Source organism: Paenibacillus cookii, from assembly GCF_018333375.1.
In the GTDB taxonomy this organism is placed as follows: Bacteria; Bacillota; Bacilli; order Paenibacillales; family Paenibacillaceae; genus Paenibacillus_AQ; species Paenibacillus_AQ cookii.
Genome location: NZ_BORW01000009.1, coordinates 116,799 through 133,907, shown reverse-complemented (window position 1 = coordinate 133,907; position 17,109 = coordinate 116,799). Strand labels below are relative to the sequence as shown.

Sequence of the window (17,109 nt, the reverse complement as noted above, 5' to 3'; positions counted from 1 at the left end):
TCCAATTCCCTTTATGGTGATTAATTACAACACGGGAGTAGTCTGTCCTTGTGTACTATAATTGTTCAAATAATGAACCCGAATGAAGCATTTTTTCTTTGCTTTCTTCGGGTTCTTTTTGTTGTTATTGAAGAAGATCGGAACACGCGTCATTCAGCAGCTTCGCAGCGTCAACTGGAGGAACATATCGCAAAGTTGTTGATAACTGCTTATGGCGTAGTTGTCGTTTTATAGCGATAATGTCAATCCCACTGCTCTGCATCAAGTATGCCGTTGTATGTCGAAAACTATGGGCAGTGACTGTCTTTTGTATGCCGGCCTCTAGGCAAAGATTCTTGATGATTCGGTTTAATGCTGCTTTTGTTAGTGGTCGATTGTTTTCAAAGAAAACCTCGGAATGTCCGGAATTCCGCCATTCTTCTACAACCGGATGATGCAAATAACGCTCCAACTCAACAACGAGGGAATCGGGCATATAAACGACTTCGGAGGAGGTTTTCTGCCCTTTGTTCACCAGAATAACCTTGCGCTCAAAATCAATCTGTTCGTACGATAGCTGTATAATCTCCCTGTTTCGAAGAGCGGTCGTTGACATTAGCAATATGAGGATGTAGAACTTCCGGACAAATGGATCGGCTTTAAGCGCTGCTTGAAATAATCGTTGACATTCACCAATGGAGAGGGAACGATCTATTATTCGGCGTTCATAATACGGATTCGGATAGTTTTTCATGGGGTTATTTTTAATCATCCCAAGACCGTGGAGTAACGTGAAGAAGTGTTTCAGGTAAACAATGTTATTGAAAATGGTATTCTTTGATGCCTGAAAATTTTGCTTCAGGAACTGAATATAACCATCAATGCAATCAGCATCAATAGGTCGATAGGTCTCAGATTCCGTGTCGTAGTAAAATTTGTCGAAATCCAATTCTCCCTCAAAGTCTAAGCTCAGATATTGTTCAAACTTCATGAACTGGCGGCTATATGTGTAAATTGCTGAATCCTTGAGGTGAGTATGCTTCTTCCAGTTGGCATAGTATGTGGAATCCAATAATAAACGGTTCATTTGTTCTCCAGCCTTTCTCTTATTTTCTGAACAACCTCTTGAGCGAATGGGTGTTTGTTTATGGCGTCTCGCAGTTGATCGTCGAAAAGTCTCAAGTACTTCATCGTACTATCGAGCGATTCATGACCGAGAAGCTTTGCAAGAGTATAGATATCGATTCCCGCTTCAAGGCCTTGAACGGCAAAAGAATGACGAAAAGAGTGAGGACCTAAACGATCTTTGTCTTCCTCTTTTATCGACCGAGACTCGCGAATAATACGTTTCATAAATTGCTGAATGGCTCTAGATGTAATGGGTTTATCCCCGGCAGTGCTTGAGAAGATATAGAGCCTCTGATAATCGGAATCTGGCATCACCTCGCGAGCGCGACTGTATTTTTTCTCTATAAAATCTGTGAGCATCATTAAGGCGAGCTCGTTGATTTTTCGGACTTTCTTGGTATTCTCAGCCCCTTTGGGTGTTACCTTGATTGTTTGAGTATCAGGAGTGATATCACCGATTCTTAGATGGCAGAGCTCGTTTATGCGAATTCCACTCCCAAGGAAAGTCCAGATAATTGCAGTGTAAAGGCTATCGTGGTTACGAGATTGAGCGATCTGCAAGATTTCCGCGATCTGCACTTTAGTAAAGGCTTTTGGTGCGTCATCGTTTGACCATCGAACGCGTAGTATAGTCTTCAAGTCCCCGAGATCCTGATGACCAAAGAATATTTTGTATGTGGTCTTTATGAAGGTTCGAAGAAAGGAAGACTTCTTGGCTTTTGTATTAGGATCCTCATTAAGCTTAATATAGTCGGACAAGAATTCGCCGTTTGATACCTTTTCAAACTGCGGATCGTCGCCAAACTTTTCCTTCACATGTTGCTGGAAAAGTTTCATCTCTGACCGATACGTTGTTTGCGTGGTCCGGCTAAGTCCAGAAAACTTGCTGCTTTGATAGAAAGCATCAACGGCTTCGAGAAATGAAACGTTCCGCACTGCCGGGGGCATATTAGGTTTTGGCTGTGTCTGGACAGGCAAGGTTTCCATAACTTGCCGCATTTTCTCTGGACCATAAAGACATAACAGCTGATTCAGTTGTTCTTTAAGTTCGGTATACTTTGTATCGTTGATTACTTTAGGCATGGGAACCTCCTCAGTAATTGATTTTGTTTACAGCACTTGTTAATTGATTGGGGCTCCGGTGGACGTATCGTGCAGTAATTTCTGGCCGATCATGCCTTGCCAAGTACATAAGCAATTGTGACGGGAATCTGTACGTTCCGACAACCTGCTGATGAAAGTGTGCCTCAGTAAATGGGGCCCCCCTGGATATTTCCATCCCGAGACAAAAGAATAAAGTTTGTACTGTGCCCTTAATTTGCGAATAGTTGATTGGCTGTTGTTTCCAAACAGATGGACATCTTGACCTTTGTTGACAACAAGCTTTTGAAAGTAATTCTGTAGCGGATCAGGTAAGGGTAGCATGGCCGATTTCTCGTTTTTTCCGAAGACAGAGATGGTTCTATTCTCGACATTGATATCCTGATAGCGAATGTTAGCAACTTCATGAATTCGCAAACCGAGACAAAGCATCAACCCAAAGGCTGCCAGTTCCAATGTGGGATGATCAGAATAGAGTTGGATATTATGAAAAAAACACTGGAGTTCAGCATCTGTTGGTAACTCGCGATAATAGTATCTCTCGTACGGGATTCCTGTAACATCCATTGTTATGTCTTTAGCAAGCCAGCCCAATTTATAGAGGTTAGCCAGAAGGAATCGGATACCGTAAAAACAATTGCTAACCGTTTGCTTGATATAGATCCCTTTCTTTTCTAAACGGAGTAAATATTGCTTGAATTCGAGTAGATGCTCCTCAGTAACTAATGACAATGGTAATTCATCGCATGAAGTGCTCTGGAACTGAACGTATGTTTTATTCAACCAGTTTAAAAATAGGGCGTAACTGATTTTATATTTACCGTTAACGCTTTTTTCCTTGACTCCTGAACGGTGTAAATCTTTAATATGCGCAGTGATAGCGGGATGATTTATATCTTGAGTCCTCTTTTTTGTAGAAATACCGTTTGTTGATTTCTTTAATTCGAACCCATTAGAGATTAATTTGCGAGCTATTGCTAGAATCATGTCACGTTGAACGAAATTGTAGGAAGAATGCTCAATGAAATTAATAAGTGCATCTTTATTTGCCAATTCTTTGTTTTGAATGGATCTAGCATCAAGCCCATAACGGGTTTTAAAAAAATCAATGAGCTCTAGTGCGTATTCCATCAAAGAAAAGTAGCTGGTGGATTTGATCGACTTTTTATTATCAAGGTAATCCAGTAGCACGGGGGCAAAGATTTTGCCTTGAATCTGGGTTGAAAAGATCCATTCATTTAATGCAAGAGAACCACTTTCTGGTGAACATATCTCGACGTCCTCTTCAGGCCAACGAAATGCATACATGGTATTCAAGAACGTGAGCACCTTCTCCCAACTAAGACTCTTAATATCATGATTGCCAGTTGGGACAGTTTGTAAACATTCTTGCGAAGTAGAGTTCTCATAAGAAGCAATCTCTGCAATAGTTTTCGCATTTTGCTTCCAATGATCTGATCGGAATATATCCATATCTCTAATATCCTGATCGCTATCCATCTGCATCTCTCCCTCAGATTCTGTTAGTTCGACCGTTCAGACCGCAGTTTTTGCTTAGAAAGGAGGTGGGGTCCGGTGACCCTCATCATTGATGTAAAGGTATCATTTGCTTTAACTTCTGTCCCGGTTGCTCCACATTTGGAGCAAAAACACGTTGGATTTTCGGGTTGTGCGAGGATTTCGGTCGAAAGAAACAAGAATCTGCTCCATATATGGAGAGATGATGATGGATGCCTTGATACGGGATTAAGCTGATGGAGGGTAAAGCTTAGGTTGAAGGTAGATCTTCTTCAACTGGCTTTCCAATTCATCAAGGATGAAATAGATGAAATCACTTATATCAGCAGGCATGATCAAGACTGGTATGAGGTTAAGCAACTAGCAGCTACTGACCCACTAACTTTCGGAATTCTGCTGCGGAAGCTCTCCTTGCCTAATCGTCGAAGAGCATTGATTCAGGCTTTTGCTTTAAGGACGGTGGAGCTAAGAACACTCTTGCTGGGGGATTTTTCGGATTCTTCTTCAACGATTTCTGACCTATATCATCCAGTGAAATATAGAAGAAGATTTACCAATGAGCTGCTAGCCCAATTTGGCATCATCCACCGCGTACCTTTTGATTGGGTTTATAAGGATGGGTCTGTTGTAGAGCGATGGAACTTCAAAAATTATGATTTTAGTGGGATAGCATTAACTCATATGAAAGACATAATCCCGTTATTGAGAATGGCTGAAGGCCGAAATAGAAATGTGAATGGATATGCCATCCAGGCAAGCACGGATCAAGAATGTTATATCCGTTTGGAATCACGAGCGGATGTGATCGTCGTTGATCTTTATCAAGCTAACTTATTGAGTTTGGACCAACTCATGTCCGGGCTAAAGTCGACGTCCTTCAAATGGTCTGGCTTCATTACCCAATCCGTTGTGCCTGGGTACCGGTACTGGACATTCATTGGGGCGGATCATGAATCGGCTATTGTTCGAATCATGGAATCGGAGTTCAAGTATATCCAAAACGACATGCGATTGTGATAGGACAAACCGCAGACGGAATAAGGTGTATTGAGGTGAAAAGTATGGAGCGAATGCCGACAATCAAAATCGTATATGTGCCTCATACTTTATGTAGTGATTCAGTTCAAGTCTCAAACACCTTATCCGCTGCAGAGGCCAAAAATGCCGTTATCGATTACATCCTAAAGCGTTTGATCTTGAAACCGACTGAATAAGCCGGTTTTTTTGTTTCTCTCTTTGTCCATACTGGAAAGTGATAGTGATAAGAAAGGAGAAGAGCGAACCTCCATGTATACGGCCATATATCCAAGGGTTTCTACAGGCATGCAAGCATCAGAGGGCACAAGCCTTGCTGCACAAATTGAGATTTGCATGCGGAAAGCGAAAGACTTGGGAATTCCCGAATCCATGATCAAAGTTTATCGCGAAGAAGGATTCACAGGTGAAGATATCGATCGGCCCGCCATGAATGAATTCAGACAAGATGTTGCGCAAGGGCTGGTCCGTCGCTTGATTGTTACCCACCCCGACCGGTTGACCAGGGACTTGACGGATAAATTAATCCTTTGCCGTGAGCTGGAGCGGAGCAATATCGAGCTGGTGTTCGTGGACACGGAATACCGGAATACGCCGGAAGGGCAGCTTTTTTTCAACCTGATGAGTTCCATAGCACAATACGAGTTGTCTTTAATCAAGAAGCGGACGGTACGCGGAAGACTTAAAGCGGTGGAAAAAGATAAGAAGATCATGCCCATGCGTGTGGCTCCCTATGGATATGACCTTCATGAAAATACTTTGATTATCAATGAGCAGGAAGCCGAATTTGTCCGGAAGATATACCACTGGTATGTTCATGAGAACTATACGCTTCGTGAAATCGGGGATCGACTCTATTCCTTAGGGGCGGTACCCAAACGGGGGGAAAGCAGGAACTGGAGCGCCAGTTCTATTCGAAGGGTCCTTACTTCAGAGGTATACATCGGCAAATTCTATTACAATCGTAGAGAAACCCGGAAGATTCGCGGGGAGAAAACCAAGAACGGTACACCGAAAAAAACATATTCCTTTCGCGAGGAGAAGGATTGGATCGAGGTTACCGTGCCAAGTATCATTGACCCGAATCTGTTCGAATTAGCCCAGGTGCAGAAAGAGAAAAACATGAAACGGTCAGGAAATGTAAAGTATGAGTATTTGTTAAAATCCATGATCCGGTGTGGGCATTGCGGCAGAATGTGGCAAGCAACTACTTATACAGGCCGAGTAAATAAAGAAACGGGAGAAAAGATCCGTTATACCTGCTATAGGTGTCCGAACCTATTCCCGAAGAAGTACGGTGAAGGAGTTGAGAAGTGCCCGACTCAAACGTTACGCGCCGATATGCTGGACCATTACGTCTGGAAGCTGATCTTGGAGACATTGTCGGATCCCGATGATTATATGGAAAGACTGCAAAGCAAATCGAATGAGATTAACCTGGAACTTCAATCCGCCGCGGACCACATCAAACGTCAACTGGAGCAGAAGGAGAAGGAAAAGGAAAAAATCAAAATCATGTTCAAGCGGGAGGTCATCGATGAGCAGGAGATGCTCACAGAAATGCAAAAAATCAATGCCGGACTGAGGACGCTGGAGCAGGAGCTTGCGGGGTACGAAAAGCAGCTGTCTGAACAAGCGGAGAAGGAAATATCGGCCAATCGGATTGCCGAGGTCTCCAAGGCTGTCCGAAACTTTATCGAGAGCGCCGGTGGTGAGCTTACCCTTGAGGAAAAGCGCCATATTGTAGAGATGTTGGTTGATGAAATCATTATCCGATACGACGGGAACGAAGTACAGATTACTGCAGTCGGAGCACTAGATGAGTTAAAACGCCAACAATTTATTCAGCATGAAGTCGACATCGTTTCGTGTTCACAACCTCAAGAAATTGTATGATTCGGGAGGCTGGAAGGGTGAAACATATCAATTGGAAAAAACTAGCTTTTACTGTAGGGAAATTGCTGGCTATCATCGTTCTCCTGCTTCTCGGATTATTTTTCAGCGTCCAACTCGCGGTCATCGTGCTTTTATGGTCAGCGGGCTGACGGCTGAAGAAAGTCAACATTAAATTTTTTTTGAACGGTGGTAGAATCTTCTTCTCATCTCCATGTATAATAGACATGATCCTAAGGATGAGAGGAAGTGTCAACGAATGAAATTCAGCGAATACAAATATGAGCGTCCGGATATCGAGTCGATCAAGGAACAGTTCGGACAGCTCGTGCAACGGTTCGAATCCGCCGAGCGGCTGGAAGATCAGGAGCAGGTTTTGTCCGAGATCAACCATCTCCGCGGGGAAGTGGATTCGATGGCACAGATCGTAACGGTCCGCCATTCGGTCGATACGAACGATCCGTTTTACAAAGCCGAACAGGACTATATTGACGAAGTCGTGCCAATCTATCAGGAATACATAACCGATTTTTACCGTGCGCTGGTAAATTCCAAATTCAGGGCGGAGCTTGAGGCCAAATGGGGCACCCAACTGTTCCAGCTCGCCGAGCTGGCCCTCAAAACGTTCAGTCCCGAGATCATCGAAGACCTCCAACTGGAGAATAAGCTGGCCACCGAATATGCGCAGCTGATCGCCTCCGCGAAAATTCCGTTTGAAGGCGAAGAACGCACGCTGACCCAACTCACTCCGTTCGAACTGTCGACGGACCGCGATGTGCGCCGCCGGGCATCGGAAGCCCGCTACCGGTTCATGGCCGAACATGAGGCGGATTTCGACCGCATCTATGACGAGCTCGTCAAGGTGCGCACGCGCATCGCGCATAAGCTGGGCTACAAAAACTTCGTCGAGCTGGCTTACGTACGGATGAACCGCACGGATTACAACGCCGAAATGGTCGCCAATTTCCGCAAGCAGGTTCTCGAGCATATCGTTCCGGTAGCAACCCGGCTCAAAGAACGCCAACGTCAGCGGATCGGCGTGGATCAATTGTACATCTACGACGACGGTTTCAGTTTCAAAACCGGAAATGCCGCGCCTAAAGGAGATCCGGACTGGATTTTGGAACGCGGCGTAAAAATGTATTCCGAGCTGTCGCCTGAAACGAAGGAATTTTTCGACTTTATGGTGGAAAACGGACTCATGGATCTCGTCAGCAAGAAAGGCAAGCAGGGCGGAGGTTATTGCACGTACATCAGCAAATACGGCGCGCCGTTTATTTTCTCGAACTTCAACGGCACGTCCGGAGACATCGACGTACTCACGCACGAAGCGGGCCATGCGTTCCAGGTATATTCCAGCCGCCATTTCGAGGTGCCGGAATACCACTGGCCGACGTACGAAGCAGCAGAAATCCACTCCATGAGCATGGAGTTTTTCACTTGGCCTTGGATGAATCTGTTCTTCGAGGAAGACACGGAAAAATACAAATTCGATCATTTGAGCAGCGCGCTTCTGTTTGTTCCTTACGGCGTGTCCGTCGACGAATTCCAGCACTTTGTGTATGAGAATCCGGATGCGACCCCGGCGGAGCGGAAGCAGGCCTGGCGCGAAATCGAGAAGAAATACCTGCCTCACCGCAATTTCGGAGACAACGATTATCTGGAACGCGGCGGATTCTGGCATAAGCAGGGCCATATTTTCCAATCGCCGTTTTATTACATCGACTACACGCTGGCGCAGCTGTGCGCATTCCAATTCTGGAAGCGCATGAACGAAGACTACAAGGCTGCCTGGGCCGATTACTTGAAGCTCTGCAAAGCGGGCGGAAGCCAATCGTTTACGGGCTTGGTCGAATACGCGGGCTTGAAGTCGCCGTTTGAAGACGGCTGCGTGGCGTCGGTCATCGGAGACATTGAAAACTGGCTCAACCAGGTGGACGATTCCGTTCTTTAATCCGGCCTCCTATAGAGTCCGGGTGGATTCAAAATTTGCAACAACCCCAAAACGTCTGCGCTTCATCCGAAGGCAGGCGTTTTTTCATGCGTCCATAAAAGTCAAAGAAAGTCAAAGACAATTAAAGTCAGATAAAGTCAAATTCTCAAATTCGCCTTCTACCGCTTAAAACCGCCGGATTTCATACAAGATCGGCTTTGCCCGAAAGCTGCAAGAAACGTACAATATAACTGTAAGGTTCATCGCCGAATGAACCGAAATATTGCGCAGGTTGGCCGGCAATGAAGGCCGATTTTGCAAATTCATAAACCAAAGGAGGAACACGATATGTTTGATTTGATTCCTTTCCAACGGAGAAGCGACGTCTTCTTTAACAGCATGATGAAATCTTTTAACGATATATTCGATTCCTTCGGAGTAACCGAATTCGGCACGAAACCATTCTGCGCGGATCTTCGCGAAACCGAAAAGGCGTATTACGTCGACGCGGAACTTCCGGGCTTCGAGAAAGACGATATCCGAATCGAACTTAAGAAGGATGAATTGATCATTTCCGCCAAACGAAACGACATGTTCGAAACGAAAGACGAGGATCAAAAAGTGATCCGCCGCGAGCGTCATTACGGCGAATTCGTCCGCCGGTTCTATCTTGACCGCGCAGACGGGAACGGGGTGCGGGCCAAACTGGAAAACGGCGTGCTCCGCATCGAAATTCCGAAAAAAGCGCAGGATACGGACGGCACGAAACGCATTTCCGTTGAATAAGTTTCGAATGGATACACATGATGGGGCGTATTCCGGGTAAACCGGATACGTCCTTTTTTGCATCGTTGCTTGATGTAGCATATTCTATCTTTTTTTCGAATAAACTTGTCTCACCATAACTTATTTTTAGGAAGTAACGGTACGATCGTGTCAACGCCGGTGAACGGCGTCTGAATATGGTTTTCGAAGAGAGGGGCGGAGTCGCAGATGATGGCATCCGTATACGCGGGCAGAACGGCGGTCACCGGGATCGGGACAAGCATCCCGCCGTACAAGCTGCAGCAGGATGAAGTTTTTGAGAGAATCGCGGAGTCCTGCCGAGATGATTTGGACATCATGCGATGGGCCCGAAGAATTTTCAGGCAATGCGGCGTCGAAACGCGTTATACGTGCGAACCGGAATTTTTGGAGCCGGCGGGAAAATGCCGTTATCTGCCCGACCGACCCGGCATGCCGGTTCCGTCGACGGCGCACCGGATGAATACATATGAACGGGAATCGGTCCCGCTTGCCGTCCATGCGGCCCGGGAAGCGATGGCGGATGCCGGGATCGGCCCGGCAAACGTCACGCATCTGATTACAGTGAGCTGTACGGGACAGTTTCTGCCCGGATTGGATTCCATGCTCGTCCAGGAATTGGGATTGCCTTGGCGGGTGAACCGCATCCCGCTCGTGTTTCAAGGCTGCCATGCCGGGCTAAAAGCGGTCCAGCTCGCCAGAACGATCGCCGAAAGCCAAGCGGATTACAAGGTGCTGATCGTCTGCGTCGAGCTTTGCACCATCCATTTTCAGCCGCCGACCTCCCGCGAAACGCTGTTCGGGGCGTCCTTTTTCGGAGACGGCGCATCAGCGTGCATCGTTGAAACCGCCGCCGACGGTCAGGAGCATGTATTCCGGCTTGGCCAAGGGCATGCCGTGCTGGTTCCGGATTCGCGGGAGGAAATGATCTGGAGGGTTGGGGACCGGGGATTCGATCTGTATCTGTCACCAGACATCCCTAAACGGCTGAAATCTTTCCTGCGCGAAGAGGCAGAAATGCTGCTTGGCAAGCGGAGTTTGCCGTCCCTGTGGGCCATCCATCCCGGAGGGCGGGGCATCATAGACGCCGTGCGGGAGATGTTTGCCTTGGAGGAATCTCAGGTTTCATACAGCCGCAACGTCTTGAAAAATTTCGGGAACCTGTCGTCGGCCACGATTTTGTTTGTCCTGAAAGAAATGAAATCCGAGCTGGCCAGACAGGAGATCGATCGGGCCGATGGCATTTCGCTTGCTTTTGGTCCGGGATTAACGGCGGAGCTGATGGCGTTTACTTATTTATCAAAAGCGGAAGCGGTACAATCGGCGGGGAGTGAAGGCGCATATGTTTAAAGCGCTCGACGGCCGTTCGCCCCAAGAAGAATACATGGACGATTTTGATGCAGGCGGCAAGGAACTGGAGGAAGCGCTCCGCCATCTACGACTGCTTAATCGGATATTCGCAGCCTCTGGACCGGTATTAAGCGGCGTGAAGGAATTATGGAGGCGTTCAGGCTGCCCGAACGACCTTCATGTGATGGATATCGGAGCAGGTTCGGGGGAATTGAACCGCCGAATTCTCCGCTGGGCCGATCGCAACGGCATCCGGATCCGCATGACGTTGGTAGACATGACCGATGAAGCTTGCCGCGAAGCCAGTCGGATATTTACGGACGAACCTCGCGTCCGTGCGATCAGGCGAAACGTGTTCGACGTTGACGAGTCGGCGGCCGATATGCTTATATGTTCGCAATTTCTGCACCACTTTCCGGACGAGCGGCTGGCGGAAGTGACGGGACATATGCTGAAATCCGCAAGGCTCGGCATCGTCATCAGCGACATTCACCGCCATTGGCTGGCCTGGTCCGCGGTTTGGCTGGCAGCCCGCATCTTCTCCAAAAACCGTTATATCCGCCATGACGGGCCGCTTTCCGTCGCGAAAGGATTTCAAGCCAAGGATTGGAACAGGTTAAGCGAGGCGATCAAGCAGCATGGAAGCTATGATTTGAAATACCGGTGGAAACCGTTGTTTCGGTATACGGTCGTGATTTTCAAAAAAGGACACGCAGGGAACAAATGTTGAGGGGGGGACGCCGAAATGCCGGACGCGGTGGTAATAGGGGGAGGACTGGCCGGAAGCAGTCTGGCAATCCGTCTCGGCAGCCTCGGATGGAACACCATGTTGTTCGACCGGCTCCGTTTTCCCAGGCATAAAGCCTGCGGAGAATTCCTTTCGCCGGAAACGCTCGAAGTATTCAAGGAACTTGGCGTTTATGTGGCGCTGAAGGCGCTGAAGCCTGGCCGAATCACGAAGGCGCGGATCGTTTTCAGGCATGGGGGCGTCGTCGAAGCCAAGCTGGAGCAACCTGCATGGGGCTTAAGCCGGTATGAAATGGATGCGGTTCTGCTCGAGGCTGCGGAAAAAGCCGGCACACAAGTGCATACCGGAACGTCGGTATCCAGCATCGCCGCCGATTCGGGGGCATTTCGCATCGGCATCCGCTCGGCGGGAGGGACCAACATCCTGTATGCCCGTACCGTTTTTGCCGCTTGGGGAGTACATCCACGAACGGAATTGGCGGCACGACCGGCAAAAAGGCGCGGAAGAACAGCCTATATCGGAATCAAGGCCCATTTCGGCGGAGTAGCCACCGATCAGGCGGTGGAGCTTTATTTTATCAGGCATGGCTATATCGGCATTTCGCCCGTCGAAGGGGGGAAAACGAACGTCGCGGCTCTCCTGCCGCTGGACCGGATCCGGCGTAAAGGCAACTCCGTGCGGGAGCTCCTGCTATCGGCTGCAGCCGATAACAAGCAGCTCGCGGAGCGGCTGGCCGGTGGGACGGTGATCCCGGATTCGGAGGTATCGATTGCCCCTGTCTATTTGTCCTTGGAGCCGGACGTTTGGGGAATCGTGCCCCAGATTGGCGATGCCGGCGCGATGATCCCGCCGTTGTTTGGCGATGGCATGTCCGCCGCGCTGCGATCGGCAGGGAGATGCGCCCATTACGGCGATAAGTACCTCCGGAACGCCATGAGCATGGAAGAGTGGTACCGCGCATATCGACTTGACATGCAAAAGGAATATGCATCGATTTTGAGCTTAGGACGCCGACTGCAGGCGTTGGCCAACATGCCGGTTGTTCCGCGAATTTTCACGGCCTGCGCACGCATGTTCCCTCAGCTGGGCGATGCGGTGGTCAAGTCCACCCGGATGGGTCCGCAAACCCCGCCGGAAAACGGGGATGACGGGCATGGGTGAGTGGTTGTCTCGGTTCGTATATCGCCATTCGGGTGCAATCGCGGCATGCTGGATGGCGATTTTTGTTATATTCGGATCGTTTTCGGCACGGCTCCCTTCCATCGTCCAAGGCCCCGGCTTATACACCAAAGGCAGCTCGTACGAAGTACAGCGGCTCCTTGAGGAAAACGGCGGCATGCCGGAAGATCCGGTGATCGTCGTGTTCCAAAGGCAGCCAACCGTTTCGCATGCCCGATTTTCAGAGATTATCGATGATACCTTGAAGAGACTGGCCGTACTGGACGGAGTTGCATTCGTGCAGTCTCCGCTGAAACATCGCGAGCAGATGGCAAAGGATGCAGCATATGCCCTCATTGGAACGGATGAGCCCCTGGGAGAGCGCAAAAATCTATTGAACCGGATTCGGGACCGACTGCCGCATCTCGAAGGCATCACGATCCAATTGACGGGGAAAACGGTGGTCCAGGAGGATGTCAATCAAGCGAGCATGCATGATTTCAAACGGGCGGAACGTTTCGGGATTCCGCTTGCTTTCCTCATTTTATTGCTTTCGTTCGGCGGTTTCTGGTATGCGCTGCTTCCCGTTCTGATGGGATTGCTTTCCGTTTCAACGGCGATGGGCTTCATAGCGATGCTGGGCACCGCTTTCGATCTCGAGCTGTCCAATTTCATCCTGAACGTCATTCCGATGACCGGGCTGGCGCTATGCCTGGACTTCGCCTTTATTATGACGAACCGTTTCCGGGAAGAGCTGGGGAGGGGCCATCCGGAAAAAGCGTTGCAGGTAACGCTTCGCACTTCGGGAAGAGCGGTTTATGTTTCGAGCGCATGCGTCTTAGGCGGATTGGTTGCCGTCGCTTTCATTCCGATGCCGATGTTCCGGAGCGCATCCCTTTGCGCCATCATCGTCGTGATCCTGTCGGCGGCCGTAAATTTAAGCCTGGTGCCGGCGCTGCTGCGATTCATTTCACCGTGGCTGGTACGGAAGCAGGCCGGACAAGCATTCCCGGACGACCGAAGCCGCAGGTTTTGGGCTCTTTGGGCGGAAAGGGTGATGCGTAGACCGGGGAGGGTATTGCTGGCCGGATGCTGCCTCATGATGCTATTGCTTTTTCCCGCATTGCGGATGACCACGGCGGTTCCGGATGCACGTTCCCTCCCTCCCGAAACGGAATCAAGAAAAGCCGATGAAGCGATCCGCACGTATTTTCGGCAGGATGGCGTCTCGGAGGTGCTGCTTGCCATGCAGCCTTCAGGAAAGGGATTTACGCCCGAAGAACGCAAGGAAGCGGCAGCCTGGATCAAGCGGATCCAAAACGACGTTTCGGTTATTGGCATCAAACCATTGCCGGTACCCGTTTTCAAGGACAATTCCTATTTAAATACAGTCTTCTACCGGATTTCTTACATGGGAGAGCCGGGCTCGGCGGAGGTCCATACCTGGCTGCGAAGCCTGGAAAAAGAGGCCGGACAATCAGGCATCCGCGTGCTTCTCGGGGGCGAAGCCAAATCCCGGCAGGAGGTCATCGACGCGATTGCCGGTGCATTGCCCCGCATGCTTACTTTTATCGTCATCACCAATATGCTGGTGTTGTTTGCGGCTTTCCGTTCGGTGTTGATTCCGGTGAAGGCGGTTGTTATGAACCTGCTCACCATCGCGGCCTCGTTCGGCGTCCTGGTGATCGTGTTTCAGAGCGGGTTGGCGGGTTCATCGCCGGGGGAGATCGCCGTCATGGTTCCCGTGTTTGTTTTTGGTTTGGTTTTCGGCGTAAGCATGGATTACGGGGTGTTTCTGCTGTCGCGGATGAGCGAAGCCTTCCGGGAAACGGGACAAGTGGATGCTGCCATTCAAGAAGGATTGGCTTCTACGGGAAAGCTCATTACGGCTGCAGCAGCCATTCTGATTGCGGTCACGCTGCCGTTTGCTTTTGGAGAGGTGGAAGGAGTTAGGCAGCTCGGCACCGGCATCGCTTCTGCCGTATGGATTGACGTTACCCTGCTCCGGCTGCTTGTGGTGCCGTCCTTGATGAAGCTGCTGGGGAAATACAATTGGTGGGCGCCGCGCTGGTTTCGTCCGCTTTAGGACGCAGGCGGCACCCGTTGTTTGAGGATTCGAATCCGTTACTTGCGAAGCATCACTTTTTCGATCAAATGGTCCGAGCCTTTTTTGATGATCAGTTTGGCCCGTTCCTTCGTCGGCAAAATATTTTCGTGCAAATTTTTGGCGTTGATGTCCTGCCAGATTTTGGCCGCGGTGCCGACCGCTTCTTCCTCCGAGAGCGTCGCGTATTTGTGGAAATACGAACGGGGGTCCTGGAAGGCCGAATCGCGGAGCAGCAGGAACCTTTCGATGTACCACTTGCGGATGTTCTCTTCGTCGGCATCGATATAGATGGAAAAATCAAAGAAATCGCTGACGAAAAACGGCTCGCTGGTGTTCACCTGCAGCACGTTGATCCCTTCGACGATCAAAATATCGGGCCGGTCCACAAGCTGCGTGCGGTCCTTCAGAACGTCATATTCGAAGTGGGAATATAACGGAGCGTGAAGGGCGGGTTCGCCGGACTTGACGCTGCTGATAAAATGCATCAGTTGGTTGATGTCGTAGCTTTCCGGAAAGCCCTTTTTGTTCATGATGCCTTTGGCTTCAAGCACCCGGTTGGGGTACAGAAAACCGTCTGTCGTCACCAGATCGACCTTGGGATGCTCGGGCCAGCGGGATAAAAGCGTTTGCAGCAATCTGGCGGTGGTGCTTTTGCCTACGCTGACGCTGCCTGCTATGCCGATGACAAATGGGGCTTTCGGCGCAGGGACGCTCAAAAATGAACTCATCTTCGATTGAAGCTGGGCAAAAGCGGTGACGTATAAATGGATCAGCCGCGCAAGCGGCAAATATACGGCGGATACCTCTTCGATCGAAATTTTTTCGTTTAAGCCCTTTAACTCTTCGAACTCTTCTTCCGATATCGTGAGAGAGGGCAAATCCCGGGACAACGCCCATGCGTTCCGGTCAAATTCAAAGTACGGGGAATATGTATTTTTCATGATCGCTCACTTTCTATCGGGCCCGGCCCCGGCTGCAATCCGCAGGTCTCGTTTTGAAGTCCATCCTTGTGGTCGAAGGCCGGCCTTGTCTTTGACGATGTACGTTCATCGACTATTTTTGTTATACTGATTGTGACGGAAAAATTCACAATAGCTATCTTAACAAATAAACGGCGCCGGAAAAAGCATATCTTGCAAAAAGGAATCAGGCAAGCGATCGGGGAATTGCAGGATAAGGCGCGCGAAACGAACGGCTCATGACGTAAGAGAGAGAAAAGACGGGTGATGATCAAAGAATGGACATAGAAAAACAACGATTGTCGATTGAAGCTGCGAGACTTTACTATCAATCGGATTTCAGCCAGCAGGACATCGCGCAGCGGCTCGGCGTGTCCCGTCCGACGGTATCGAGGCTGCTGCAGTTCGCGAAGGAGCAGGGGTACGTGAAAATCGAGATCGTGGATCCGCAGGAAGACTCCCATATTTTATCGAAAAAGCTGGAACAGAAATACGGGCTGGATACCGTCCAGGTCTGTTATTCTCCCCTGAATACCTATGAAGAAATTCAAAAGCATATCGCCAAACAAACCGCCGATTATCTGTACGACAACGTCCAAGACAAAGATATTATCGGCGTAACCTGGGGGACGACGATGTTTGCGGTGGCGAAGCAGCTGCAGCCCAAAAGCGTCAGGGGAGTCGAAGTCGTCCAGCTCAAGGGAGGCGTCAGCCACTCCCACGTCAACACGTACGCGGCGGATACGGTCAATTTATTTGCCGAAGCTTATCAAACGGTGGCCCGCTACCTTCCGCTTCCGGTCATTTTCGATAATATCGCCTTGAAACGCATCGTGGAAGAGGACCGGCACATCAGCAGGATCATCGAGCTGGGCAAGCAAGCGAACATTGCCGTGTTTACGGTCGGGACGGTAAGGGAGGATGCGCTGCTGTTCAGGCTCGGTTATTTCACCGATGAGGAGCAAAAACTGCTGAAGAAAAAAGGCGTCGGCGATATCTCTTCCCGTTTTTTCGACAAGGACGGCAACATCTGCAGCGAGGAGATCAACAACCGGACGGTCGGCATCGATTTGCACGAATTGCGGAAAAAGGAAAAGTCCATCCTGGTTGCCGGCGGGCAAAGCAAGGTTGATGCGATCCGCGCGGCATTGGCCGGAGGGTACGCGAACATTTTGATCACGGACCAGTTCACGGCCCAAGCCCTGACGGTTTAAAGGATTTCAAAATCTGCCATAGATACATATGGCAGATTTTTTTGCGCAAAATAGGCTGGTGAATGCCACAAAACCGCCATGAACATAATTTCAAGACAGTGTTTACATATGTTCTGACGAGTGTTATGATATTTCTGCAGCAAGCAAAGAAAGCGCAATATTTTCGGGTAATTATTCTTGAA

General features: G+C 49.4%; 14 protein-coding genes. 10 read left to right on the top strand and 4 right to left on the bottom strand.

The features are described 5' to 3' along the window. Positions 1-124: 124 nt before the first annotated feature. Genes KI367_RS11330 through KI367_RS11320 form a run of 3 tightly spaced genes read right to left on the bottom strand, consistent with a single transcriptional unit; the run spans position 125 to position 3,708 of the window. Positions 125-1,066, bottom strand: coding sequence for a tyrosine-type recombinase/integrase (locus KI367_RS11330; protein ID WP_036715667.1), 942 nt, complete (start codon positions 1,064-1,066; stop codon positions 125-127). Continuing rightward, positions 1,063-2,190: a tyrosine-type recombinase/integrase gene (locus tag KI367_RS11325; protein WP_212949683.1), complete on the bottom strand. Its 1,128-nt coding sequence runs from the start codon at positions 2,188-2,190 to the stop codon at positions 1,063-1,065. The genes KI367_RS11330 and KI367_RS11325 overlap by 4 nt, the downstream gene beginning before the upstream one ends. Positions 2,191-2,229: 39 nt before the next feature. Next, positions 2,230-3,708 (bottom strand): tyrosine-type recombinase/integrase, encoded by a 1,479-nt coding sequence (locus KI367_RS11320; protein WP_212949681.1) that lies wholly within the window; start codon positions 3,706-3,708, stop codon positions 2,230-2,232. A gap of 273 nt (positions 3,709-3,981) precedes the next feature. Between KI367_RS11320 and KI367_RS11315 the strand changes: the two genes are divergently transcribed. The 9 genes from KI367_RS11315 to KI367_RS11280 all read left to right on the top strand — a co-directional run bounded on the left by KI367_RS11315 (position 3,982) and on the right by KI367_RS11280 (position 14,733). Then, a complete protein-coding gene (locus KI367_RS11315) occupies positions 3,982-4,743 on the top strand; it encodes a hypothetical protein (RefSeq protein ID WP_212949679.1) in 762 nt (253 codons plus the stop codon). Between the two features lie 270 nt (positions 4,744-5,013). Then, positions 5,014-6,657 (top strand): recombinase family protein, encoded by a 1,644-nt coding sequence (locus KI367_RS11310; RefSeq protein WP_212949677.1) that lies wholly within the window; start codon positions 5,014-5,016, stop codon positions 6,655-6,657. A 17-nt stretch (positions 6,658-6,674) separates the two neighbouring features. Next, positions 6,675-6,806, top strand: a complete 132-nt coding sequence (locus KI367_RS27455) for a hypothetical protein (RefSeq protein WP_281422505.1) — start codon at positions 6,675-6,677, stop codon at positions 6,804-6,806. A gap of 107 nt (positions 6,807-6,913) precedes the next feature. Then, positions 6,914-8,608, top strand: a complete 1,695-nt coding sequence (locus KI367_RS11305) for a M3 family oligoendopeptidase (protein WP_212949675.1) — start codon at positions 6,914-6,916, stop codon at positions 8,606-8,608. A 327-nt stretch (positions 8,609-8,935) separates the two neighbouring features. Continuing rightward, a complete protein-coding gene (locus KI367_RS11300) occupies positions 8,936-9,373 on the top strand; it encodes an Hsp20/alpha crystallin family protein (protein ID WP_212949673.1) in 438 nt (145 codons plus the stop codon). 207 nt (positions 9,374-9,580) lie between these two features. Further along, a complete protein-coding gene (locus KI367_RS11295) occupies positions 9,581-10,741 on the top strand; it encodes a type III polyketide synthase (protein WP_306433234.1) in 1,161 nt (386 codons plus the stop codon). Beyond that, the gene (locus KI367_RS11290; RefSeq protein ID WP_212949671.1) at positions 10,734-11,471 is read left to right on the top strand and encodes a methyltransferase domain-containing protein; all 738 of its coding nucleotides are present in this window, start codon (positions 10,734-10,736) and stop codon (positions 11,469-11,471) included. Before KI367_RS11295 ends, KI367_RS11290 begins: the two co-directional genes overlap by 8 nt. Before the next feature lie 15 nt (positions 11,472-11,486). After that, positions 11,487-12,650, top strand: a complete 1,164-nt coding sequence (locus KI367_RS11285) for an NAD(P)/FAD-dependent oxidoreductase (RefSeq protein WP_212949670.1) — start codon at positions 11,487-11,489, stop codon at positions 12,648-12,650. Further along, a complete protein-coding gene (locus tag KI367_RS11280; protein ID WP_212949668.1) occupies positions 12,643-14,733 on the top strand; it encodes an MMPL family transporter in 2,091 nt (696 codons plus the stop codon). Before KI367_RS11285 ends, KI367_RS11280 begins: the two co-directional genes overlap by 8 nt. Before the next feature lie 38 nt (positions 14,734-14,771). Here KI367_RS11280 and coaA read toward each other — a convergent pair whose 3' ends face one another. Next, positions 14,772-15,695, bottom strand: coding sequence for a type I pantothenate kinase (gene coaA, locus KI367_RS11275; protein ID WP_036709839.1), 924 nt, complete (start codon positions 15,693-15,695; stop codon positions 14,772-14,774). A gap of 296 nt (positions 15,696-15,991) precedes the next feature. Between coaA and deoR the strand changes: the two genes are divergently transcribed. Next, positions 15,992-16,927 carry a DNA-binding transcriptional repressor DeoR gene (deoR, locus tag KI367_RS11270; RefSeq protein WP_036709837.1) on the top strand — a complete coding sequence of 312 codons (936 nt, stop codon included), beginning with the start codon at positions 15,992-15,994 and terminating at the stop codon, positions 16,925-16,927. The last annotated feature ends 182 nt before the right edge of the window (positions 16,928-17,109 follow it).